This is a genomic window from Streptomyces sp. R-74717 (genome assembly GCF_047305335.1).
Taxonomy (GTDB): domain Bacteria; phylum Actinomycetota; class Actinomycetes; order Streptomycetales; family Streptomycetaceae; genus Streptomyces; species Streptomyces atratus.
Window position 1 is genome coordinate 6,187,387 of record NZ_CP102361.1, and the last position, 21,967, is coordinate 6,209,353.

A 21,967-nucleotide genomic window follows, 5' to 3' on the forward strand; every position below is an offset into this window, starting at 1 on the left:
CGGCTGGTCGGCCTGGTACGGGTGAGGGGGCGTGCCGTGTGCGACGTAGCTTCGCCGGAGCACATGGCCTCGCCAAGTCGACGCCTCTCGGTGACGATTCGCGGTGGTGCCCGTCTGCCATGTCCTGTCCCGGGAAGACCATTCCCTCTGCCATTTCCGCACCGGCCGGAGCCGGGAAGCGGCCCGGCCTTACGCCCCAGCACTCACGCGACGGCAGGCAGTTCGGAGGGGATGACGGGAGATGTCGTGCACCCCATCTCCTCCGTCACCGATTGGGCGAACGTCCTCAGCAGCTCCCACCGGAGCTCAGCCCCCAGATCCGCTCCCGTCACCTGGAACTGGAGCGGCAGACCGGTCGACTGCGACGCAGCTGCTCCCGGCACCGCACATGCCGCGACCAACTGCATCCGGGCCGGGCCGGGTTCCGGTGCCACGTACACCAGCCCGTTCACCTGACGCCACGTGCGGCCGACCTTCGGATCGTCCATTGACTCGAGTGACAGCGCGGACCACTTCACCGACACGTCCACGGTGCCACTCGGCTGATCCCCCTCGAACGCGTCCAGGCGGCAGCCGGTGTAGGAGGTGTGCATCAGATCGGACTCCTGCCACTTCTCGGCCTCCTTCACGAGAGCAGCCGCCAGTGCATCCGCCTGCGGTGTCCCGCTCACCTCGACATCGTTTCCGCCTGTCGCCTTCACGGCCGCCTCCACGTTCTCGGCGCCGAGCAACGACTTGCACCGGCCGAGTTCCGGGGATTCCGCCCGGTCCTCCCCCTTGGAGCATCCCGACAGGAGAATGCCGACGACAACCGGAACCGCGAAAGTCCACAGCCGACTTGAGTTGCGCAACGTCATGACTTGACCCTCCCCTGGTCGCCGGCCGCAGTTTTGCCGTTACCGTAGGACGTTTCGATATCCACAGCAAGCTGCTTCCATCGCGGACCGGCCCCGGCGGATGTCGATACCGCCGCCCGCCTCACCCCACCTCCGGAGCCAACTGCGCCATCACCAGCCCGTGCAGCAGCTCCGCATCCACGAACTCCCCTTCCCTCGGCGCCCCGCACCGCCAGCTCAGCGGGTACGTGTTGCCGTCCGGTGCGGGGATGCCCACGTACTGGTCCCGGGCAGCCGGCCCGAAGCACCTGGCGCCCGGCGGCCAGTCGTACTCCTTGCTCGACCCGGGCGGGATCAGGAAGTACGTCCACCGGGCGCCCGCGATCTCCCTTACGACCGGCCCCGGTTCGCCTTCGGTGAGCGTTCCGAGGTGCTGCAGTACTGCCTCGCCCCGTACGCCCCGCAGCCGGATGGCGTCGAAGTGGATGCCGGTCAGGTGGAGTTGGAGTCCGGCGGCGGGTACCCATTCGGGGCGTTTCTTGCTCGTCATGACCCCAAGCATCCCGACGGCTGCATAGCGTGACCAGGAGGACGCGGTCCACATCGACGCGATGTGGGGAGGGCGAGGGTGGCTGTGGGGACGAGTGGTGAGCCGTCGCAGGTCCGGCGGCTCGTGGGCGAACTGATCCGTATCCATCGGGTGCGGGCCGGGCTCACGCAGAAAGACGCGGCGGACAAGCTGTTGATCTCGGAGTCGCTGATGGGGGCGGTCGAGCGGGCGGAGCGCATTCCGTCGCTGGAACTGCTGGCCGACGCGGACCGGGTCTTCGTCGCGGGCGGTGCGCTGAAGGCGTGCATCGAGCTGATCGACGAGGAGAAGTACCCGGCGAAGTTCCTGGACTGGGCGCGGCTGGAACGGCAGGCGCGGGTCATCAGTGCGTACGAGACGATGCTGATCCCGGGGCTGCTCCAGACGGAGGCGTACGCGTACGCCCTGTACCGGGCACGCAAACCCGCGTACACCGAAGACGAGATCGTCCGGCACGTCGAAGCGCGACTGGAACGGCAGGCAGTGCTGATGCGCACGCCGCCGCCGTACGTCGGGTTCGTCATCGAGGAGTCGATCCTGGACCGGACGCTCGGCGGCGCGGAGGTGCTGAAGGAACAGTTGCTGCATCTGCTGGAGTGCGTGCGGCGAATGAACCACCTGACGGTGCAGGTGATGCCTTCGGATCAGCACACCCACGCGGGATTGATGGGGCCGATGCAGTTGATGTGTACGGCGGAAGGCCGCAATCTGGTGTACGTGGAGGCGCAGGGCGACGATAGGTTGATCTCCAGGCCGGAGCAGGTGGGAGACACGTTCGACCTCTTCGGCATCCTGCGGGCCCAGGCGCTCAACCCCTGGAAGTCGGCGGAGATCATCGAAACGAAGGCGAGGCAACTGTGACCACCACCGGGCCCGAGCTCTCCTGGTTCAAGTCCAGCTACAGCGGCAACGAGGGCGGCGCCTGCGTCGAAGTCGCCTACGACTGGCGCAAGTCCAGCTACAGCAACAACGAGGGCGAGGCCTGCGTAGAGGTGGCCACCTGCCCCCACACCGTCCACGTCCGCGACTCCAAGGTCACCGACGGCCCCACGTTTGCCGTCGCCCCCGCCGCCTGGACCGCCTTCCTGGCGGGTGCCGTCGCGGGATGACCGCGAGCGTGTTGCGAGCTGCTGATCCCGGCCCCGCCGTCGTCCTCATCACGGGCGTGATGGCCTCCGGGAAGTCCACCGTTGCCCAGGCCCTCGCCGAGCGGCTGCCGCGGGCGGTTCATGTGCGGGGGGATGTCTTTCGGCGGATGGTGGTGTCGGGGCGGGCCGAGATGGTGCCGGGGGCGTACGAGGAGGCTGCTGCGCAGCTTCGGCTCCGGTACCGGTTGTCCGCGATGACGGCCGATGCGTACGCGGGTGAGGGCTGGACCGCGGTGGTGCAGGACGTGGTGCTGGGGGAGGAGTTGGCCGGGTACGTCGGTCTCGTGCGGACCCAGCCGTTGTACGTCGTCGTGCTCGCGCCCGAGCCGCGTGCCGTTGCTGAGCGGGAGGCGGGGCGGGGCAAGAGCGGTTACGGGGCCGGGTGGACGGTCGAGTCGCTGGACCGGGTGCTGCGGGAGGAGACGCCCCGGATCGGGCTCTGGCTGGACACGACCGGGCAGACCGTGGAGCAGACGGTCGACACGGTCCTCGCGGAGCTCGGCCGGGCGCGGGTGGTGGGAGCGGCGGAGAGCTGAAGCGGCTGGAGGGCCCCGATACATTCGGCCGTTCTATTCAGCCTCAGGTCAGGTCATGACTTCATCGACGGAACACCGCGGGGAATTCTGGAAGCGCCCTCACACCCAAGCTCCTTGGCAACGTACCGAGCGGTGTCCCCCACCAGTTCCGCCAGATGGACCGCAGCCTGCCCATCTCGTGGCCTGTCCAGGCCCTGGTACCGCGCCAAACGCACTTTGAGCCACTCTCCCGAAGCTGACCTACCGCGACAGGACACATAGAGCTCCGCATCGATCTCGTTCGTGTATCCCTTCGACTGCCCCAGCTGAATGGCGGTATCACCGGATCTCCCAGTCCCACGTGCCCACAGATCAGACACCGACCACCTGGAGCTGAAGACGATGGACTGACCTCCGGCACTCACATTGCACCAGACCTCTGGCTCCTCCCCCTTGCTGAATTTGTTGCCCGACCTCTCCTTGTACGGTGTGCCCTCCTTCGGGAGCACCGCTGCCGCAGCACTGCCGGGAAGCGCGCCCCCGCAGATCCGCTCAGGCACTTCCACTGTTGAATCTCCGTACGTCCACCACCAGACCCCACCACCGATCAAGGCCAGCACAATGCTGCCGGCCACAAGAGCCCGGCCGTGGCGCGACCAGCCCGCGACGCCACGCCGCGTCTGCACCTCAGGCATCCCTCACCCCTCGCTCTTCGGAGGGGGGTTGTACCCGCTTCCCCTGTCTGTGCCTTCGTGGTTCCCGGCGTTGGCCGCACTCTCGGCGTCGTCACCGAACTTCTTCTGTTCCTCCACGGACAGGCCCGCCTCCCGGGCTCCGAGCTCCGCCGCGTCCCTTGCGGCGAGAGCAGTGACCTGACGCTGTTTGTCCAGAAAGTCGTCCGAGACCTTGTTGGCTTCCTCTCCGGAGTCCTTCGCATACTTCTCAGTGACGCTTTCCTTGATGTCCTCGACGACCCAGGCCAGCGGAGCGCCTACGCCGGTGGCCTCCAGCGGCTTGCTGATGACGCCGAACCCGCGGTCCGCCCACTTGGCGCCGTCCTTGAGACCGTCGTTGAAGTCCTTGTCCCCGGCCGTCTTCTCGACATACATCGCTTCCACGCGGGCTTCCGTCACGATGCCCGCGACGGTCGCTCCCGGCTTGGTGAAGGTCGCCACATCCTGGCGCACGTCGCCGAAATCCTGCTGCTTGCCTCCGTCGACGTACTTGTCGGCCACGCCGTTGATGAGGTCGGTCGTCGTGGCCTGCTGGGCGTTGATGATCGCGCCGTAGGCATCGGGATCCTTGCCGATGCTTCCGAGGAAGTTCAGCAGCGGCCCGCCGTTCAGGTCCGACAGACCGGCATCCACGCCATGGGTCTCGATACGCGACGCGCCCATCCCTTTCTGGAAGTCCCTCATGTACTCGGCGGTCATGTTGCCCAGGCTGTCGTTCATCGGCGCCAGCACGCCACTCTTGCCCTCCGGCTTGATCGCGATCAGTTCGCTGCCGGAGTCGCTGCCGAACTTCTCCACCACCCGGTGCATGAGCTGCGACTGCTCCTCCGAGTGAGGGATCGGCTTTGTGGCAATGGTGTCGTCGTCGTACGCGCGGCCCGAGACCGCTGACTCCAGCGCGTGCCCGAGCGCGTCAGGGCCCGATTCCTTTGCCTTCTCGGCCGCCTTGTCCCACGCGTCCTGAGCATCTCCGTCGCCGATCTGCGGAGCTGTCTCGGAACGGTCGTCGAACCAGTCGTAGTCCTTGTCCGTGAACATGTCGAAGTAGTCGGCGTGTGTCTTGCCGTCCAGCCCGTCCATCGGCTTGAGGTCTTTGAGGTAAATGTTCCAGTCAGCGTCCTCACGAAGGTTCCAGTTGTCCAGGTTCGCCGTGCTGTATCCACCGCCGACCTGGCGCTCGAAGTACGCCTTGTCCATCTTCTGGCCATCGCGGTCGTACGGCGTCATCTTGCCGTCGAAGAAGTCCTTCGACGCCTCCGGGCTGTGTCCGAGGCCTTCCAGGATTCCGGTCATGGCGTTGAAGCCACTCCCACCGCCCTGACCGGTGGGATTGAGGCTCAGCCCGATGTACGGCTCGTTCTGGGGCACGCTCCGCTTCCAGATATCCGGGTCAGCGGCCTGAAGCTGTGCGGCGTGTTCGGCGATCGGGGTCAGGAAGCGTCTGTCGTACTCGCCGTAACGGAGGATATTGCTGAGCACTTGGTAGCCGTATGGCTGGTAGTTGGCGCGGCGGCCGGTGTCGACGTCGACGAGACTCGAACCGACCTTGCGGAGGTCCGTCTGCCATTTCTCCGACAGATGAGGCTTGTGGTCCGGGTCGGTTGCCGTGGCCAGAGCGAACCCGAGATCCTTCTGCAGCCCCTGGACGGCTGCGATCCTGGTTTTGCTGTCGCCCTCGGAGTTCAGCGTCAGATCAGCGAAGAACTCGACGCTCCGCTCCGGCCCCAGCCCCTGGTAGAACGCCGTCGTGAAGTCGGGGGAATTGCGGAAATCGTGGACGAGACGGTCCAATTCCTTGAGTTCCGCATCAGTGGCTCCGTCGCCCTTGGTGGCGATCTCGACGGCACGAGCGGCGTTCATCTCGCCCGTACTGCCGTACTTGGGGGCGTCGGCCTGGTACGGGTCGTCGCCCAGGTTGGCGCGCAGCGTCTTCGCGACGTCCTGGTCGGCCTGATCCGCCGCTTCCACAAGAACACGGATGCGGTCCTCTATGTGCGCGATGTCCCGCTGCTCCTTGCGTACGAGCAGCTGATAGTCCGGATCGTGCTTGCCGGCCGCATCAACGTTCTCCGCCAACGGTTTCGACGCCCGTACCGTTCCGGTCGCACTCACCGTGACCCTGCGCGCCGGCGCTTCCTCGTCGACGACCTTCTTCAGATCGTCCTGGGTCTTCTTGAAGGCTTCGTATCCCTCACTCATCACCTGCGCCAGGCCCTTCGCCGACTTCGCCATGTCGTCGAATTCCTTGGCGGTCTTACTGATGAAGGTCCTGGACACATCGGCATTGACACCTGCCCAGGATGCCTTCTCGGATTTGGCCCGCATGCCGTCACGAGCCTCTTTCGCGAGGGTCTGGAGATGTGTCGCCATCTTCGCCCAGTCGTCCACCGCTGATTTCATCCTGCTCAGCGGGAGTCGGTACAGGTCGTCAAAGCTGAGCGCCATGATCTCCCCCAGGCGTCGGCTGCTCGGTCAGCTCGCACGCAGTTGCGATCACCGCGAACCCGAAGAGGCTACGAGCCGGGAGACCGACAACCCAGGAAGATGATCAGTTCTTGATGCGTTCCGTACGGTCGGATAGGTGGCAGGTACTCGCCTCACCCAGGACGTTGCTACTTGAAGTACTCATTGAGTCGCGAAACGGGCGCCGCGGAACCATCGCGGCCGCGAAGCTCCGCAGCAATGAGTTCATCGTCCTTGGCGTGCGACTTCTTCGTGAAGTCCAGATGGTTGGAGATATGGGCACAGGCCTGCAACAGCGACTTGGTACGTGTCGTCCAGAGCTCCACCGCGGACTCCATCACCGGACCCGTCGCGAAATGGTGGCTCTTCAAGGCAGCAGCAGCCTGCATCGTGGAGCCTGCGCCGTTCTTGCTCATGCCTGCCCCGGCAATATCCGCCTGCTTGCCGAGGTGGCCGTGCAGGACAAACGCATCATGGCCGACCGCCCCCAGATCGTCCTGATGCACCACAAGGTCGCCTCTGCTGCTGCCGCCCGTACCGGTCGGCAGCTGGTTCAGGCGAGTGCGCGCCGCATGCCTCTCCGCTGCTTCGGCCTTGGCCTGTTCCCACTCGTTCCACGTCATACCTGAGCTCTCTTCCCCCGGGCGCCCGGCAGGGCGCTGCCTCAGCGAGGTCTCAACGTAGCAACGCCCCCCGGGCGAGGCCGGTCCCGCTGCCTTCTTCGCAGTCACATGTGTTCTATGGAGGAAAGCCCGGGATGCCCATTCTCAGCACTCGGGTCGGTTGGGTCCCGGTCATCGGCAGGACGGCACCACCTATGCGCGCGCTAACCTCGGCTCGCAACAACACTTCTCTCCGCGAGGGCTTACTGGCGGACGAACGGTCAGTCCCCAAGGGCCGTGACTGCGGCCACGTTTGACGAGCGTCGCGACCGGCGTTTCCGGTGCGGCGGGAAGGCGGCGCCGATATGGCCCAGCGGGATGCGAAGCGTGACGCGCGGGAGGAGCCCGGTCCTGCCGTCGTCCTCATCACCGGTGTGATGGCGTCCGGGAAGTCCGCCGTTGCCCAGGCTCTCGCCGAGAGGTTGCCGCGGGCGGTTCATGTGCGGGGGGATGTCTTCCGGCGGATGGTGGTGTCGGGGCGGGCCGAGATGGTGCCGGGGGCGTATGAGGAGGCTGTCGCCCAACTCCGGCTCCGGTACCGGCTGTCGGCGATGACGGCCGATGCGTACGCGGGTGAGGGCTGGACCGCGGTGGTGCAGGACGTGGTGCTGGGGGAGGAGCTGTCCGCGTATGTCGAGCGCGTGCGGACCCGGCCGCTGTACGTCGTCGTGCTCGCTCCCGATCCGCGAGTCGTTGCCGAGCGGGAGGCCGGGCGGAGCAAGAGCGGTTACGGGCCCGGGTGGACGGTCGAGGCGCTGGACCGGGTGCTGCGGGAGGAGACGCCGCGGATCGGGCTCTGGCTGGACACGACCGGGCAGACCGTGGAGCAGACGGTCGACACGGTCCTCGCGGAACTCGAACGGGCGCGGGTGGTGGGAGCGGCGGAGAGCTGAAGCGGCTGGAGGGCCCCGATACATTCGGACCTAATGTCTTATTTAACAACAATTCCTATATGGTTGGTGCGGTAACGCACCAACCGGAGGAGTCAGCCGCATGAGCAATCTGTTCGTCATCGCCTACGACGATCTCGCCACCGCCGACCAGGTCCGGGACAAGCTGCTGTCCATGAACCGCGAGCACCTCGTCGAGCTGGAGGACGTCGTCGTCGTCGAACGGCGTGAGAAGGACGGCAAGATCAAGCTGCATCAGGCCGTCAACCACGTGGGTACCGGTGCCGTGGGCGGCGCGCTGTGGGGGAGCGTCATCGGGCTGCTCTTCCTCGCGCCGTTCCTCGGTGCCGCGGTGGGCGCCGCGGCCGGCGCCGCCGGAGGGTCCGCCGTCGACACCGGTGTCAACGACGACTTCATGAAGGAGCTGAGCGCCAATCTCCGGCCCGGCGCCGCCGCCGTCTTCGTGCTCGTCAAGACGTCCGTCCGCGACAAGGTCGTCCCCGAGATCGTCAAGTTCGGCGGTCAGCTCGTGCAGACCTCGCTCAGCAAGGAGGACGAGGCGCAGCTGCGGGAAATGATGAAGGAAGCGTTCAAGGAAGAGCCGACGATCGCCTCCTGATCTCCGGACCATACGAGAGAAGGCGACTGCCCGCGCCGCGCGCAGGGTGGTCGCCTTTCGTATGTGGGGACCCGGTGCAGATCAGGGTTCCCCGCGGAAGTACCCCGTCCTTGTCGAACTCGGCGAATCCAAGCCGGTACCCGAAGACGTCGCCGACCGCCGCGAAGCGCTGAAGGAATTCATCAACGGTTTCGTACCGTCCGCGCTCAAGGCCCAGGGCTGTTCCCGAAAAACGCCGACGCTCGCCCGGCGCGACAGATGACGCGTGCTGGGCGGGCGCACTGCGTGGAGGCCGTGACCGGATTCGAACCGGTGTAACTCGAGTTGCAGTCGAGCCCCTGAACCACTCGGGCACACGGCCGTGTGTTCCTCGTTGTGGTTCGACCGTAGGGCCGGGTGTCCGCGCTGCTCAAGAGTGCGGGGCGGGCCGCAATGCGACTGCCATACCGCGTTCACGATCGGCGTCTGTCTCCGCCCGCGCGGCTTGTCGCGGTCCTACGACCAACGTACGAGCGGCGGACCGTCTCGCGACAGGGGCCACATGAGATCTTGCCCCTTACTCTTGGGCTCATGAGTGCCCTGGAACCACGAGACGCCGGTACCGATACCGGCACCGCCGTCGAAGCGGCGATATCGGTCCCGCCCGCCGAATCCGAAGGGGTGCTCGGGCGGACCTACCGGGCGCTCAGTGTCGGCATCGTCTCCGTCGTGTTCCTGATCGCCTTCGAGGCGACGGCCGTGGGGACCGCGATGCCGGTCGCCGCCCGTGAGCTGCACGGCATCCCGCTCTATGCGTTCGCGTTCTCCGCGTACTTCACTACCAGCCTGTTCGCCATGGTTCTCTCCGGGCAGTGGGCGGACCGGCGCGGGCCGCTGGCGCCGCTCGCCACCGGGATCAGTGCGTTCGGGGCGGGGCTGCTGCTGTCGGGCACGGCGGGCAGCATGTGGATGTTCATCGCCGGGCGGGCCGTCCAGGGGCTCGGCGGCGGGCTGGTGATCGTGGCGTTGTACGTGGTGATCAGCCGGGCCTACCCGGAGCGTCTGCGGCCGTCGATCATGGCCGCGTTCGCCGCGAGCTGGGTGATCCCGTCCGTCGTCGGGCCGCTCGCCGCCGGGAGTGTGACCGAGCACCTGGGGTGGCGGTGGGTCTTCATCGGCATCCCCGTACTGGTGGTGTTCCCGCTGGCGCTCGCGCTGCCCGCGATCCGGCGCCGGGCGTCGGGGCCGGCCGACCCTGCGGCGCCCGTCGAGCCGTACGACCGGCGCCGCATCCTCCTTGCGCTCGGGATCTCGCTGGGGGCGGGGCTGCTCCAGTACGCCGGGCAGGAGCGGAACTGGTTTGCGCTGCTTGTGGCCGTCGTCGGGTTCGGGCTGCTCGTCCCGGCCGTGCGCGGGCTGCTGCCCCCGGGCACCGGCCGGGCGGCGCGCGGGCTGCCGTCGGTGGTGCTGCTGCGCGGGGTGGCGGCCGGGTCGTTCATCGCCGCCGAGTCGTTCGTACCGCTGATGCTGGTGACCCAGCGCGGACTGAGCCCGACGATGGCCGGGCTCTCGCTCGCGGCCGGGGGCGGGACCTGGGCGCTCGGTTCCTACGTGCAGTCCCGGCCGCGGCTCGAACCGTACCGGGAGCGTCTGATGGTGGGCGGCATGGTGCTGGTCGCCGCGGCGATCGCGGCCGCGCCGTCCGTGCTGATCGACTGGGTGCCGGTCTGGACCGTGGCCGTGGCGTGGGCCTTCGGGTGCTTCGGCATGGGCATGGTGATCGCATCGACGAGCGTGCTGCTGCTGAAGCTGTCGGCGCCGGAGGAGGCGGGGGCGAACTCGGCCGCTCTCCAGATCTCCGACGGGCTGTCGAACGTCCTGCTGCTGGCCGCGGGCGGAGCCGCCTTCGCCGCGCTCGGCGGCGGTGCGGTGGGGGCCGTGCACGGGGCGGCGGAGGCGGGGGCCTCCGGGGCCCACCCGGGGGCGTTCGCGGTGGTCTTCCTGCCGATGGCCGGGGTGGCGCTGGTGGGGGCGTGGGTGGCGACGCGGGTGCGGACAAAGCCTTAATGCCGCGTGGTACCACGCGGTACCATCCGTACATGGCTGGCCTGAATCTGCGGCTCACCGAAGAAGAGCTGGACGCACTGCGTGCGCGCGCCGAGTCGGAGGGGCGGAGCATGCAGTCGTTCGCCCACGACGCGGTGATCACCGCCATAAACGAACACTCGCGCCTCTTCGACGAGGCCGCGGACCACGTGCTGAAGGTGAGTGAGGAGCTCAACCGGAGGCTCGCCTGATGAAGTACCTGACACTTCCCGAGCTGCTCAGCCTCGCCGAGCGCCTCGGGGCCGCCGAGGTGCGCGACTACGGGCTGCTGGATTCGGCACTCGGCCGCCCGCAGGCGAGTGTGTTCGGCCAGGACGCCTATCCGGACGTGTGGCAGAAGGGCGCGGCTCTCATGGAGTCCCTGGCGCGCAACCGTGCGCTCGTCGATGGCAACAAGCGCATCGCCTGGTATGCGACCTGGGTCTTCCTGCACATCAACGGGCATCGCCTGAGCGCGGACTTCGATGTCGACGAGGCCGAGAAGTTCGTGCTGGACGTGTGCCAGGGGGCCCTCGACATGCCCAGGATCGCGGAACGGCTCCCCGGGTTCGCCGCGTAACGCCGTTCTGTGAAGAGGGTCTCAGCGGCGCCGAACCACCGCTCGTTCATACGGGGTTCCAGCCGGGCCCCCGGTAGGGTGGCCCGGTTGTCGTATCGCGTACGAGTCCGTCCCGGCCCGTACGGACAGCGCCCCACGTACCCGAGAGACCCGAACCGGAGACCGTGACTACTACCGCCTCCCACCACCTCTCACCCGCCTTTCCCGGCCGCGCCCCCTGGGGCACGGCCGGCAAGCTGCGAGCCTGGCAGCAGGGCGCCATGGAGAAGTACATCCAGGAGCAGCCGCGCGACTTCCTCGCGGTCGCCACCCCCGGCGCAGGGAAGACCACCTTCGCGCTGACCCTCGCGTCATGGCTGCTGCACCACCACGTGGTGCAGCAGGTCACCGTCGTCGCGCCGACCGAGCACCTGAAGAAGCAGTGGGCCGAGGCCGCGGCCCGGATAGGGATCAAGCTCGACCCCGAGTACAGCGCGGGCCCGCTGAGCAAGGAGTACGACGGCGTCGCGGTCACCTACGCGGGTGTCGGCGTCCGGCCGATGCTGCACCGCAACCGGTGCGAGCAGCGCAAGACCCTCGTGATCCTCGACGAGATCCACCACGCCGGTGACTCGAAGTCCTGGGGCGAGGCCTGCCAGGAGGCGTTCGACCCGGCCACCCGTCGCCTCGCGCTCACCGGTACGCCGTTCCGGTCCGACACCAACCCGATCCCCTTCGTCGTGTACGAGGAGGGGAACGACGGCATCCGGCGCTCCTCGGCCGACTACACCTACGGCTACGGCAACGCGCTCGCCGACGGCGTCGTCCGGCCCGTGATCTTCCTCAGTTACAGCGGCAACATGCGCTGGCGCACCAAGGCCGGTGACGAGATCGCCGCCCGGCTCGGCGAGCCGATGACCAAGGACGCCATCGGGCAGGCCTGGCGTACCGCGCTGTCGCCCACAGGGGACTGGATCCCCAATGTGCTGAGCGCCGCCGACAAGCGGCTGACCGAGGTGCGCAAGGGCATTCCGGATGCGGGTGGGCTCGTCATCGCCACCGATCAGGAGTCGGCGCGCGAGTACGCCAAGATCCTCAAGAGGGTCACGGGCGAGAAGGCCACCGTGGTCCTCTCCGACGAGAAGGCCGCGTCGAAGAAGATCGACCAGTTCAGCGAGGACGAATCGCGCTGGATGGTCGCGGTCCGCATGGTGTCCGAGGGCGTCGACGTGCCGCGCCTCGCCGTGGGCGTGTATGCCACCACCATCTCCACGCCGCTCTTCTTCGCGCAGGCCGTCGGCCGTTTTGTGCGCTCGCGCAGGCGCGGCGAGACCGCTTCCGTCTTCGTGCCGACCATTCCGATGCTCCTCGACTTCGCCAACGAGATGGAGGTCGAACGGGACCACGTCCTCGACAAGCCCAAGAAGGGCAGCGACGAGGAGAATCCGTTCGCGGAGGAGGACAAGCTCCTCGCCGACGCCGAGAAGCTGGAGGACGAGGAGACCGAGGAGCAGCTGCCCTTCGAGGCCCTCGAATCCGACGCGGTCTTCGACCGGGTGCTGTACGACGGTGCCGAATTCGGCATGCAGGCACACCCCGGGAGCGAGGAGGAGCAGGACTACCTGGGGATTCCGGGGCTCCTGGAACCCGATCAGGTGCAGTTGCTGCTCCAGAAGCGGCAGACCCGGCAGATCGCGCACAGCCGCCAGAAGCCGGCCGGGGACGCCGATCTGCTGGAGAAGCCGGCCGAGGCGCGGCCGGTGGTCACGCACAAGCAGCTGCTGGGGCTGCGCAAGCAGCTCAACACGATGGTGTCGGCGTACACGCATCAGAGCGGCAAGCCGCACGGTGTGATCCACACCGAGCTACGGCGGGTGTGCGGCGGGCCGCCGAGTGCGGAGGCCACGGCCGGGCAGATCCAGCAGCGGATCAAGAAAGTGCAGGAGTGGGCCACCCGTATGACCTGAGGTGGATTTCGCGAAGTGCCGGCCCGGAGCGGGGACAGCGGTCCTGGCTCCGGGCCGGCGTCGTTCGTGCGGATCGGGTGCGGCTGCCGAACGAACGACTGCCGAACGAACGACTGCCGGACGAACGGCTACCAGACGAACGGTGCGGACTGGCTGGCCGTGGCCACACACGGAACCGTGGCCGACGTCGGGGACGAGGCCACGATCTGCAGTGACCAGTTGGTGGCGCTCGGGGGAGTGGCCAGCACCACGGAATTCGTGCTGTCACCCGCCGCCAGGGTGCCGGAGGTGAGCTTCAGCGGGCCCAGGGTGATCGGGTTGCCGCCGCTCATACCGGGGTTGGTCTTTCCGGAGAACTGCACTTGACTGGTGACGCCGCCCGAGGTCTTGGTGAGCTTGAGCGTCGTCGTGATGCTGTTCGGGTCGGCGCTGGTACCGGCCGGCATCCTGATCGCGGCGGACGTGATCTTGATGGTTTTGGCCGTGCCCGAGTCGGCGGCGGTCAGGGTGGCGAGACCGCTGCCCCAGGCCCCACAGTCGTACGTGGCCGTCGCGGTGAGCGGGGTCACCGCCTGGGCCGTCGGCGCCAGGGCGAGCGCGGCGGCCGCGGAACAGGCCGCGGCCAGCACCAGCGGGATGCGGATGTGTCTTCGGTCCGGCGGCCGTGAGGCCGACGACCTTGCTGAAGTGATTGACATGACGGGGGGAACTCCTTCCGGTTGGATTCCGCAGATTCGCTGGAATCACTGGATTCACTGGATTCGCCGGTCTTGCAGGAATCTCTGGAATCGCTGTGTGCGATCTTCTTGCGGATCTGCGTGCCGGGCCCGGCATGTCGGGTGCAGTGAAACTGTGATCTTCAAAGATGTCAAGAGATGTCAACAGGTGCCCTTAAAGTGCCCGCGGAAATGCTTTTCGGGCATTTCAGATAAGGATCAGTCAATTCTCTCTTGACTTCTCTGCACGCGACCTCCTCAATGTGCGCAATCAATGGGCCATGGAGGGGTGTCTGGTGATCCGACGACGAAGACCCGGCGTGACCGGTCTGCTCACTGCCTGCTTCGTACTGTCCCTGAGCTGCGTCGGGGCCACCGCCCAGGCCGCGCCGCCGGCCGGACGACAGGCCGCCGGTACGGTCACCCCGACCGTCCACTGCACCCTGCCCGCCGGTCAGGGTGAGGCGACCGGGCCGCAGCAGATGACCGTCGAGCTGTCGCCCGCGGTCGTCGCCCCGGGCGGCAAGGTGCACGCGAAGGTCACGCTCGGCCCGTCCCCCGCGACCAGCGCTCTCGCGCTGGACGATGTGCCGACCATCCCCAGCCTCGACCTCGCCATGTCCGGCGGGGCCACCGGAACCGTCACCGTGCGGGGCGCCGAGTTCACGATGGACATCCCGGCCGGGACGCCCATCGAACTCCCGCCGTACGAGGGCGACTTCCTGGTGCCGGCGGATGCCTCCGGCGACATCTCGTTCGCCCCGGTCCGTACGCTGACGCAGACCAAGGTGCTCGGCTCGGTCTTCGAGACGCCCTGTGACGTGGTCGACGGGGGCGGCAGCGTCGGCGCCGTCACGGTGGAGGGCACCGGCTCCGAGCCCGCCACCCTGACCGCCCCCGCCGATCCCGTACGCCCCAACACCCCTGTGGTGCTGGGTGGTTCGGGCTGGACGCCGGACGGCACACCCGTGCCTTCGCTCTGCGCGGTGGGCGGTGGCGGCTGCGATCCGCTGAAGTTCAAGGGCCACACCCTCACCATTGACAGTTACGGAACGCTGCACGGCACGGCCACCCTCGCGGAGGCCGGGGCGGTGCCGGACGGCGCGTACGAGGTGAAGGTCAACGACGGTACGAAGGAAGGCACCGCTCCCCTCACCGTCAAGGCCGTCGCGGCCGGCGAGCGCGAGATCTCGCTCTCGCAGAACAGCGGACCGGTCGGCAGTGTGATCACGGTCAGTGGCAGGAACTACAACCCGGACCGCTGGATCAATGTCATCGGCCTCGACGCGACGGGCACCGGGCTCGACGACAGCGCGGTCTACGTCAAGAGCGGCTCGGACGGCACCTTCGCCGTCGAGTTCACCGTGATCTCCGATGCCGTCGTCGCCGTCCAGGCCGACGAGGGCAACGATCCGGCGACCGTACGGACCGCCCCGTTCACCGTCTCCACGGGCGGCGGAGGAGGCGGCGGCACCGCCGACCAGAAGCTGAACACCTCGGTCCGGGCCGGGACACTGTCCATGGTCCAGGACGGCGACACCGTCGACTTCGGTACGACGGTCCTGGGCACCGGCAGCGGTGTGCAGCGCTCCCGGCTCAACCGGGTCGAGGTGGAGGACGCCCGCGGCGTCAACAGCGGCTGGTCCCTGACCGCCACCCTCACCGGCTTCACCAGCGCCGACGGCGGCACCATCCCGGCGGGCGCCGTCCGGTGGACACCCAAGTGCACGGCGCAGAACGGGAGTGTGGGGGTGCCGGTGGCCGGGTCGCCCGCCGCGCTCGGGAGCGAGGCGGCGAGCCTCTGCCGGATGAATCCGGATGGATCTCGTCCGTTCACCGGCGGCCGGTTCGACGCCGACGCCGATCTCACCCTGACGGTTCCCGGATCCACCCGGCCCGGAGATTACAGCGCCACTCTGACACTCACTCTTCTCTGAGAGCCGTCAGGGGAAAGACCCGGAGACGCCCGCCTGCTCCGTATCGCAATGGAGCAGGCGGGCGTCGCCATTTCGAATTCGGAGAATTCCCGTAGTCATGGAGGAGTCGCATGTTCGTACGGCCGAGATCGAGAAGACCGGACGGATCGAGAAGACCGGAAAGGCCGGGTGCGGTGTTACGCCGCGCCGTCGCCCTCACTGCCGGGGCCGTGCTCGCCTGGACCGGCACAACTGTCGCACTCGCCCCCGTCGCCCACGCCGGCACGGTCACTCCGACCGTCCACTGCACCCTGCCCGCCGGACAGGGCGAGGCGACCGGGCCGCAGCAGATGAGTGTCGAGCTCTCGCCGGCCGTCGTCGACCCGGGCGGCAAGGTGCACGCGAAGGTCACCCTCGGCCCGTCGCCCGCCACCAGCGGACTCAGCCTGAGCGATGTGCCCACCACCCCCAGCATCGACTTCACCATGTCGGGCGGCGCGACCGGCACGGTCACCGTCACCGGCCCCCAGATCAACCTCGACATCCCGTCCGGGAAGCCGATCGAGATCCCGCCGTACGAAGGGGACTTCATCATCCCCGCCAGTGCGAAGGGGCCGATCTCCTTCACCCCGGTACGCAATCTGACGCGTACGAAGGTGCTCGGCTCCACGTATGAGACCCCGTGCGACGTGATCAGCGGCGGCGGCTCCATCGGCACCGTCACCGCCGAGGGCACCGCGGGCCTGCCCGCCACCCTGACCGCGCCCACCACCGCCGTCCGGCCGTCCACCGCGGTCGCCCTGACGGGCAGCCTGTGGACCGCCGGCGCCACCCCCGTGCCCTCTCTGTGCGCGGCGGACGGCGGTGGCTGCGACACCGGAAAGTTCGTCTCCAGCACCCTCGCGATCAGCGGCTCGGGGGAGCTGACCGGAAGTGCGGTGCTTGCCGCCGCCGGCACCGTGGCCGACGGCTCGTACCTGGTGAAGGTCGGCGACGGTACGAAGGAGGCGACCGCGCCCCTGACCGTCAAGGCGTATCTCCCCGGCGGGCCACGGGCCATCGCGCTCTCCCGCGCCGGTGCGCCGCTCGGCAGCGTCGTCGAGGTGACCGGCAGCAACTACTTCCAGGACCGGTGGATCAACACCGTCGGCCTGGACGCGAGCGGGGCGACGCTCGACGACACCGCCGTCTATGTGAAGAGCACCCCCGACGGCACGTTCAGCGCCGACTTCACCGTTTCCGACCCGGCCATCGCCGCGATCCAGGTCGACGAGGGCAACGACCCGGCGACCGTACTGACCACCCCGTTCGCCGTGACCGACGCCTCCGCGACGCTCTCCGCAGGCGCGGCGAAGGTCAAACCCGGCGGAACGATCAATCTCTCCGGCGGCGACTGGCCGACCGGGACCACGCCCGCAGCCGCGCTCTGCGCCGCCGACGGCAGCGCCTGCGACAGCGCACGGATCAGCGGCTCCACCCTCCGGATCAACGCCGACGGAACACTCGCCGGCACGGTCACCGTGGCCGGATCCACCCCGCGCGCCGTGTACGCGCTCCAGGTCACCGCGGGAGGAGCGCAGGCCCTCACCCGGCTGACCGTCGCCCCGGCCTTTGTCGTCCTCACCCCGTCGACCGGGCCGAAGGGCACCGCCGTCACCGTCCTCGGGCAGGGGTTCGCGAAGGTCGCCACCGTATCCGTCGTCGGGCTGCGGGCCGACGGATCGCAGACGTCCGACCCGGTGAGAACGAAGGTGGTCGGGCTGGACGGGGCGTTCTCGCAGACCTTCACGGTCAACGCCACCGACACCGTCGCGATCCGGGTCCGGGAGGTCCTCGTCAACCCGCGCACCGAGACGGCGGCGTTCACCGTCCAGGACGGGACCGTCCCCGCCGGACCGTCCTTCGCGCTCTCGCCGTCCGAGGGGCCCCTCGGCACGGTGGTCCAGGTGACCGGCCGGGGCTTCGCCCCCGTCGCCACGGTCTCGGTGACCGGCCGCACCGCGGACGGGAAGCAGACCTCGGACTCGTACGTCACCCGGGTCATCGGACTCGACGGCACCTTCGCCCTCAACTTCACCGTCCGCGACCCGGCGACGAGGGCGATCAGGGCCTGCGAGGTGCTGGTGAACGGAAAAATTGTTCAACAGTCGTTCACGGTGAGCTAACGGCCGTTCACGTCCGGTATGCGGAGCATCGCCGAGGCGTCGGCCGACCTGGACGCGCGTAGACGTCCAAGCTTCGGTCGACGCCGCGCTGACCGGCGCTTATGCTTCTTCACCACAACTCCACTTCCGCTGACGCCCGGATTCTGGACGAGGTCTTCCGCTGAGCGGACTGGCTCGCTACTGTCGCAAAAAAATCGACGCTCCGTGGCAGCGCCGCCGCGGAGCGCAGCCGGTTGCCTTGGCCAGGCCGGCGGCCTCTCCGTGCGTCGCCGCTGGGACCGGTGGCACACATTCCGTGGGAACCAGCCGCCGCCGCTCACCAAAGAGGAGAGGGCGTCGTGACCGCGGAGACCTCCCAGACGCTCGACCGGGGACTACGGGTCCTCAAACTGCTTGCCGACACCGACCACGGCCTGACCGTCACCGAGTTGTCCAACAAACTCGGCGTCAACCGAACCGTGGTCTACCGTCTGCTGGCCACCCTGGAACAACACGCCCTGGTACGCCGCGATCTGGGCGGCCGGGCCAGGGTGGGCCTCGGCGTGCTGCGCCTGGGCCGCCAGGTGCATCCGCTCGTACGGGAAGCCGCGCTGCCCGCGCTGCGGTCCCTCGCCGAGGACATCGGGGCCACCGCCCATCTCACGCTGGTCGACGGCAGCGACGCGCTGGCGGTCGCGGTCGTCGAGCCGACCTGGACCGACTACCACGTGGCCTACCGGGCCGGCTTCCGTCACCCGCTGGACCGGGGTGCCGCGGGCCGGGCGATCCTCGCCGCCCGTCAGAAGCCGGTGGGTGAGACCGCCTACACCCTCACCCACGGCGAACTGGAAGCCGGGGCGAGCGGGGCGGCTGCCGCGCTGATGGGGGTGACGGGGGTCGAGGGGAGTGTCGGCGTGGTGATGCTCGCCGACTCCGTACCCGAACGTGTCGGCCCCCGAGTCGTGGACGCGGCCCGCGAGGTGGCGGACGCGCTCAGGTAGGCAATCTGTGGCGGCCGGGCGGACAGATCCAGCCCGTCCGGCGATTGAGGACAAAGTGGCAAGCCGGACGGCCCCGGCCTCTCGCGGAGCGCGGGCAGCCGGAGCAGGACGGGTACGCCCCACCACCCGGCCCGCGCACCCCGCCCCGGCGGTTAGATTGGGCGGGTGCTCACTCGTCTCTCGCGCCCCCGCACCCTCGCCCTGTGCGCCCTGCCCGTCCTCGCCCTGTTCGGAGTGGCCGCCTTCGCGCCGCTGCCGTTCACGCTGGCGCAGCCCGGCACGACCGCGAACGTGCTCGGGGACGATCACGGCACGCCCGTGATCAGCATCAAGGGCGCGCCCACCCGTCCCACCAAGGGCGAGCTGCGGATGACGACGATCGTCGCGACCGGGCCCACCACCGATGTCGGCATCGATGATGTGGTCGACAGCTGGTTCCGTACGGACCGGGCGGTGCTGCCCCGCAACTCCGTCTACCCGACCGGCGGCTCCGAGAAGGAGATCGAGAAGCACAATCTCGAGGACATGAGGAAGTCGCAGAACTCCGCCGTCGACGCGGCCCTGAACTACCTCGGCAAGCCCAAGGACTCGGTCGACGTCACCCTGCACCTCGCCGATGTCGGCGGCCCCAGCGCGGGCCTGTTCTTCGCGCTCGGCATCGTCGACAAGCTCGACGGCGACGGCTCCGGCGGCGATCTCACCGGTGGCCGCACCATCGCGGGCACCGGAACGATCGAGGCGAACGGCGCGGTCGGCGCGGTCGGCGGAGTGTCGCTCAAGACTCAGGCCGCGCACCGCGACGGTGCGACCGTCTTCCTCGTCCCGAAGGCCGAGTGCAGGGAGGCGGGCGCCGAGCTCCCCAAGGGGCTCCGGCTGATCCCGGTCACGACCCTGAAGGGCGCGGTGTCCTCGCTCCAGGCGCTGGAGCAGGGGCGCGAGGTCCCGAGCTGCTGACCTCGGCGGTCGGCGACGGCACGGAGGCCTCCGCCGCCGTGCCCCCGGATTCGGCAGCGGACTCGGACCCGGATTCGGTCACGTCCATCGTGCGCCACACCGGGAACACCAATGGGCTCAGCGTCGCCAGCAGGTACACCGTGCCCATCGCCAGCAGCGCACCTCTCGCGCCTGCGCTCTCCACCAGGAGGCCGGCCGCGAGACCGCCCACCGGCATGGCCAGTTCGCCGCCCGCTGTGAGGACCCCGGAGACCCGGCTGCGCAGCTCGTCGGGCACGCTCCCGTAGATCACCGTCGTCAGGATCGGGTTCAGCACTCCGCCCGCGATGCCGCTCAGCGCCATGGTCACGGCGAGCGGCAGTGTCGTTCCGGTCAGCGCCGCGACCGCATACCTGGGCGCGCCGCACAGCACCACGCACACCGTGAAGACGGCCCGCCGCGAGAAGCGGTGCCCGAACGCCCCGTACAGCAGCGCCCCGGTCAGCCCGCCCGCGCCGAACAGCGCGGTGAGCAGTCCGATGTCCCTGGCCCCGCCCAGTTCGGCGGAGGCGTGCACCGGCAGCAGGACGGCGTTCCATCCCTGATCGGTGCCGTTCATGAAGAGGACCATCACCACGACGGCCAGCAGCAGCCGGTTGCCCAGCAAGTAGGTGTATCCCTCGCGCAGTTCGGCGCGGTACGCCCGCAGTGAGACGGGCGCCGCGGCCTTGCGGGGCTCGGCCGCGCGTACGCCCCGCACCCCGGCCGCGATCAGCAGCGCGGACGTCAGGAACGTCGCGGCATCCAGCAGCAGCACGGTCTCCGCGCCGACCAGTGCGATCAGTACGCCGGCCAGCGCCGCCCCGACCATCCGGGCGCCGCGCGAGACGGCGTCGAAGAGGCTGGCGGCGCGGGCGAGGGTGGTGCCGGCATGCTCGGCGAGATCCGGCACGAGGACGTAGCGGGCCGTGTTGCCCGGGGTGTGCAGGAGTCCGCCGAGCGCCATCAGCGCGCACAGCATCCAGAACGCCAGGGCGTCCGCGTAGTGCAGCAGCGGGATGGCGGCTACGGCGACACCGCACACCAGGTCGGAGGCGACGGAGACCCGGCGGCGTCCGATCCGGTCGATGACGGGTCCGCCGATCAGTGCGGAGACGACGATCGGCAGAGTCGCGCAGAAGGCGACGACGCCGGCCCGTCCCGCGCTGCCCGTGGTCTCCAGGACGAACCACGGGACACCGATGAGGGTGAGTGAAGTACCGGCCGTGGATATGGAGTTGGCGGACAGTACGGCGATGAGCGGGGTGCGGTTCCGGTCCCCCCGGCCGTTCATGCCGTACCGGGTGCGACGGAGGTGCGGCCGGGGTGGCGGGACAGGACGCGCAGTCCCAACTCGACGAGAATCCAGCCCAGTCGGGTGCGCAGCCCGGTGCGCGACGCAAGCGGCGAAGGGTGGAACTCCGCTGCCCGCCGCCGTAGTTCGGCGGAACGCTGGTGGTGCATCAGTAAATGTGTGTCGGGGTGCATGGCGGTGTCCTTCCGGTCGGAGGGGGCTCGTTGCCCGGTGGGCTCGTTACTCGGCAGGGCGCGGGAAGAAGTGCACATGGCTGCGGACGGTGGCCGAGCCCTCGGTGTCTTCCGGGACCCGGTCCTGGTAGCTCTCGATGAGGTCGTGGATCTTCCCGATCAGCTCCGAGGAGAGATCGGGGGTGAGGCGCACCTTGAAATCGCTGACGTCCCAGCCGCGCCGCCACTCCTCGGGCCATTCGTGCATCGTGCCGAGCCAGGTGTTCAGTTCTTGGCTGTGCGTGGTGGCGATCTGGTGGAGTACGACGCCGATGGCGCCGCGTACCTCGGGATTCGGGTGGTCCATGAACCTGTCGCTGTCGAAGCGGGTGCCCGTGTGGACGGCCCGCCACCAGCGTTCGCGGCCCTTGCCGCGCTCCGGGTCGTCCTCCACGAAGCCGTACGCCGCCAGTTGTCTGAGGTGGTAGCTGGTGGCTCCGCTGGACTCGCCGAGCCGGTCCGCGAGACCGGAGGCGGTGGCGGGGCCGAAGTCCCGCAGCGCGCTCAGCAGGCGCAGTCGCAGGGGATGGGCGAGCCCGCGCAGGGTGCGGGCATCGACCATGTGGACGTTCTGATCGGTGGCGGGGCTGTCGCCGCCGTCCTCTGTTGCGGACATGACTCAACCGTAGAGTTGCAAAGCTCTCT

22 protein-coding genes and 1 tRNA gene are annotated in these 21,967 nt (G+C 68.7%); 14 read left to right on the top strand and 9 right to left on the bottom strand.

The annotated features are described in order from the left end of the window. Positions 1-203 precede the first annotated feature (203 nt). Both NRF20_RS28280 and NRF20_RS28285 read right to left on the bottom strand, forming a co-directional pair. A complete protein-coding gene (locus NRF20_RS28280; protein ID WP_398631877.1) occupies positions 204-857 on the bottom strand; it encodes a hypothetical protein in 654 nt (217 codons plus the stop codon). A gap of 121 nt (positions 858-978) precedes the next feature. After that, positions 979-1,386, bottom strand: a complete 408-nt coding sequence (locus tag NRF20_RS28285; RefSeq protein ID WP_413753513.1) for a hypothetical protein — start codon at positions 1,384-1,386, stop codon at positions 979-981. Positions 1,387-1,464: 78 nt separating this feature from the next. On the opposite strand from NRF20_RS28285, the gene NRF20_RS28290 reads away from it, so the two are divergent. Genes NRF20_RS28290 through NRF20_RS28300 form a run of 3 tightly spaced genes read left to right on the top strand, consistent with a single transcriptional unit; the run spans position 1,465 to position 3,109 of the window. Beyond that, positions 1,465-2,286: a helix-turn-helix domain-containing protein gene (locus NRF20_RS28290; protein WP_413753514.1), complete on the top strand. Its 822-nt coding sequence runs from the start codon at positions 1,465-1,467 to the stop codon at positions 2,284-2,286. Further along, on the top strand, positions 2,283-2,534 hold the full coding sequence (locus tag NRF20_RS28295) for a DUF397 domain-containing protein (protein ID WP_398631874.1): 252 nt from the start codon (positions 2,283-2,285) through the stop codon (positions 2,532-2,534). Before NRF20_RS28290 ends, NRF20_RS28295 begins: the two co-directional genes overlap by 4 nt. After that, positions 2,531-3,109: an AAA family ATPase gene (locus NRF20_RS28300; RefSeq protein WP_413753515.1), complete on the top strand. Its 579-nt coding sequence runs from the start codon at positions 2,531-2,533 to the stop codon at positions 3,107-3,109. The genes NRF20_RS28295 and NRF20_RS28300 overlap by 4 nt, the downstream gene beginning before the upstream one ends. 677 nt (positions 3,110-3,786) lie before the next feature. Here NRF20_RS28300 and NRF20_RS28305 read toward each other — a convergent pair. Beyond that, positions 3,787-6,267, bottom strand: coding sequence for a hypothetical protein (locus tag NRF20_RS28305; protein WP_413753516.1), 2,481 nt, complete (start codon positions 6,265-6,267; stop codon positions 3,787-3,789). Positions 6,268-6,434: 167 nt separating this feature from the next. Next, complete coding sequence (locus NRF20_RS28310; RefSeq protein WP_413753517.1) at positions 6,435-6,908, bottom strand: hypothetical protein; 474 nt, start codon at positions 6,906-6,908, stop codon at positions 6,435-6,437. Between the two features lie 344 nt (positions 6,909-7,252). Here NRF20_RS28310 and NRF20_RS28315 point away from each other — a divergent pair, with 344 nt between their 5' ends. The 3 genes from NRF20_RS28315 to NRF20_RS28325 all read left to right on the top strand — a co-directional run bounded on the left by NRF20_RS28315 (position 7,253) and on the right by NRF20_RS28325 (position 8,718). Then, positions 7,253-7,840 carry an AAA family ATPase gene (locus tag NRF20_RS28315; protein ID WP_413753518.1) on the top strand — a complete coding sequence of 196 codons (588 nt, stop codon included), beginning with the start codon at positions 7,253-7,255 and terminating at the stop codon, positions 7,838-7,840. Between the two features lie 100 nt (positions 7,841-7,940). After that, positions 7,941-8,456, top strand: coding sequence for a DUF1269 domain-containing protein (locus NRF20_RS28320; protein WP_266361191.1), 516 nt, complete (start codon positions 7,941-7,943; stop codon positions 8,454-8,456). A 61-nt stretch (positions 8,457-8,517) separates the two neighbouring features. After that, the gene (locus NRF20_RS28325) at positions 8,518-8,718 is read left to right on the top strand and encodes a hypothetical protein (protein WP_413753519.1); all 201 of its coding nucleotides are present in this window, start codon (positions 8,518-8,520) and stop codon (positions 8,716-8,718) included. Positions 8,719-8,742: 24 nt separating this feature from the next. On the opposite strand, the gene NRF20_RS28330 is transcribed toward NRF20_RS28325, so the two are convergent. Continuing rightward, positions 8,743-8,817: transfer RNA gene (locus NRF20_RS28330), tRNA-Cys, on the bottom strand. Between the two features lie 209 nt (positions 8,818-9,026). On the opposite strand from NRF20_RS28330, the gene NRF20_RS28335 reads away from it, so the two are divergent. The 4 genes from NRF20_RS28335 (at position 9,027) to NRF20_RS28350 (ending at position 13,046) form a co-directional block, all read left to right on the top strand. Beyond that, entirely contained in the window at positions 9,027-10,502 is a 1,476-nt protein-coding gene (locus NRF20_RS28335; RefSeq protein ID WP_413753520.1) for an MFS transporter, read from the top strand. 32 nt (positions 10,503-10,534) lie between these two features. Beyond that, positions 10,535-10,732: an Arc family DNA-binding protein gene (locus NRF20_RS28340; RefSeq protein WP_266361196.1), complete on the top strand. Its 198-nt coding sequence runs from the start codon at positions 10,535-10,537 to the stop codon at positions 10,730-10,732. Then, positions 10,732-11,100, top strand: a complete 369-nt coding sequence (locus NRF20_RS28345) for a type II toxin-antitoxin system death-on-curing family toxin (protein WP_398631867.1) — start codon at positions 10,732-10,734, stop codon at positions 11,098-11,100. Before NRF20_RS28340 ends, NRF20_RS28345 begins: the two co-directional genes overlap by 1 nt. A 164-nt stretch (positions 11,101-11,264) precedes the next feature. Continuing rightward, positions 11,265-13,046: a DEAD/DEAH box helicase gene (locus NRF20_RS28350; protein ID WP_266361198.1), complete on the top strand. Its 1,782-nt coding sequence runs from the start codon at positions 11,265-11,267 to the stop codon at positions 13,044-13,046. 128 nt (positions 13,047-13,174) lie between these two features. On the opposite strand, the gene NRF20_RS28355 is transcribed toward NRF20_RS28350, so the two are convergent. Further along, positions 13,175-13,744, bottom strand: a complete 570-nt coding sequence (locus NRF20_RS28355) for a hypothetical protein (RefSeq protein ID WP_413753521.1) — start codon at positions 13,742-13,744, stop codon at positions 13,175-13,177. Positions 13,745-14,082: 338 nt separating this feature from the next. Here NRF20_RS28355 and NRF20_RS28360 point away from each other — a divergent pair, with 338 nt between their 5' ends. The 4 genes from NRF20_RS28360 (at position 14,083) to NRF20_RS28375 (ending at position 19,777) form a co-directional block, all read left to right on the top strand. Beyond that, entirely contained in the window at positions 14,083-15,699 is a 1,617-nt protein-coding gene (locus NRF20_RS28360; RefSeq protein WP_413753522.1) for a WxL domain-containing protein, read from the top strand. Positions 15,700-15,872: 173 nt separating this feature from the next. After that, positions 15,873-17,843: a hypothetical protein gene (locus tag NRF20_RS28365; protein ID WP_413753523.1), complete on the top strand. Its 1,971-nt coding sequence runs from the start codon at positions 15,873-15,875 to the stop codon at positions 17,841-17,843. A gap of 338 nt (positions 17,844-18,181) precedes the next feature. Then, positions 18,182-18,823, top strand: coding sequence for an IclR family transcriptional regulator (locus tag NRF20_RS28370; protein WP_398631863.1), 642 nt, complete (start codon positions 18,182-18,184; stop codon positions 18,821-18,823). Between the two features lie 165 nt (positions 18,824-18,988). Continuing rightward, positions 18,989-19,777 carry a S16 family serine protease gene (locus NRF20_RS28375; protein WP_398631862.1) on the top strand — a complete coding sequence of 263 codons (789 nt, stop codon included), beginning with the start codon at positions 18,989-18,991 and terminating at the stop codon, positions 19,775-19,777. Here the strand turns inward: NRF20_RS28375 and NRF20_RS28380 are convergent. The 3 genes from NRF20_RS28380 to NRF20_RS28390 are packed head-to-tail and all read right to left on the bottom strand — an operon-like array spanning position 19,707 to position 21,938. Then, on the bottom strand, positions 19,707-21,089 hold the full coding sequence (locus NRF20_RS28380; protein ID WP_398631861.1) for an MFS transporter: 1,383 nt from the start codon (positions 21,087-21,089) through the stop codon (positions 19,707-19,709). The genes NRF20_RS28375 and NRF20_RS28380 overlap by 71 nt on opposite strands. Then, positions 21,086-21,283, bottom strand: a complete 198-nt coding sequence (locus tag NRF20_RS28385) for a hypothetical protein (protein ID WP_398631860.1) — start codon at positions 21,281-21,283, stop codon at positions 21,086-21,088. The genes NRF20_RS28380 and NRF20_RS28385 overlap by 4 nt, the downstream gene beginning before the upstream one ends. Positions 21,284-21,329: 46 nt before the next feature. Continuing rightward, positions 21,330-21,938: a helix-turn-helix domain-containing protein gene (locus NRF20_RS28390; protein ID WP_398631859.1), complete on the bottom strand. Its 609-nt coding sequence runs from the start codon at positions 21,936-21,938 to the stop codon at positions 21,330-21,332. Between the last annotated feature and the right edge of the window lie 29 nt (positions 21,939-21,967).

Coding starts and splice junctions, on each gene's coding strand:
- NRF20_RS28390 (WP_398631859.1), bottom strand. CDS start 21,938: ATGTCCGCAACAGAGGACGGCGGCGACAGCCCCGCCACCGATCAGAAC.
- NRF20_RS28300 (WP_413753515.1), top strand. CDS start 2,531: ATGACCGCGAGCGTGTTGCGAGCTGCTGATCCCGGCCCCGCCGTCGTC.
- NRF20_RS28285 (WP_413753513.1), bottom strand. CDS start 1,386: ATGACGAGCAAGAAACGCCCCGAATGGGTACCCGCCGCCGGACTCCAA.
- NRF20_RS28355 (WP_413753521.1), bottom strand. CDS start 13,744: ATGTCAATCACTTCAGCAAGGTCGTCGGCCTCACGGCCGCCGGACCGA.
- NRF20_RS28345 (WP_398631867.1), top strand. CDS start 10,732: ATGAAGTACCTGACACTTCCCGAGCTGCTCAGCCTCGCCGAGCGCCTC.
- NRF20_RS28280 (WP_398631877.1), bottom strand. CDS start 857: ATGACGTTGCGCAACTCAAGTCGGCTGTGGACTTTCGCGGTTCCGGTT.
- NRF20_RS28315 (WP_413753518.1), top strand. CDS start 7,253: ATGGCCCAGCGGGATGCGAAGCGTGACGCGCGGGAGGAGCCCGGTCCT.
- NRF20_RS28340 (WP_266361196.1), top strand. CDS start 10,535: ATGGCTGGCCTGAATCTGCGGCTCACCGAAGAAGAGCTGGACGCACTG.
- NRF20_RS28325 (WP_413753519.1), top strand. CDS start 8,518: ATGTGGGGACCCGGTGCAGATCAGGGTTCCCCGCGGAAGTACCCCGTC.
- NRF20_RS28305 (WP_413753516.1), bottom strand. CDS start 6,267: ATGGCGCTCAGCTTTGACGACCTGTACCGACTCCCGCTGAGCAGGATG.
- NRF20_RS28335 (WP_413753520.1), top strand. CDS start 9,027: ATGAGTGCCCTGGAACCACGAGACGCCGGTACCGATACCGGCACCGCC.
- NRF20_RS28320 (WP_266361191.1), top strand. CDS start 7,941: ATGAGCAATCTGTTCGTCATCGCCTACGACGATCTCGCCACCGCCGAC.
- NRF20_RS28385 (WP_398631860.1), bottom strand. CDS start 21,283: ATGCACCCCGACACACATTTACTGATGCACCACCAGCGTTCCGCCGAA.
- NRF20_RS28380 (WP_398631861.1), bottom strand. CDS start 21,089: ATGAACGGCCGGGGGGACCGGAACCGCACCCCGCTCATCGCCGTACTG.
- NRF20_RS28310 (WP_413753517.1), bottom strand. CDS start 6,908: ATGACGTGGAACGAGTGGGAACAGGCCAAGGCCGAAGCAGCGGAGAGG.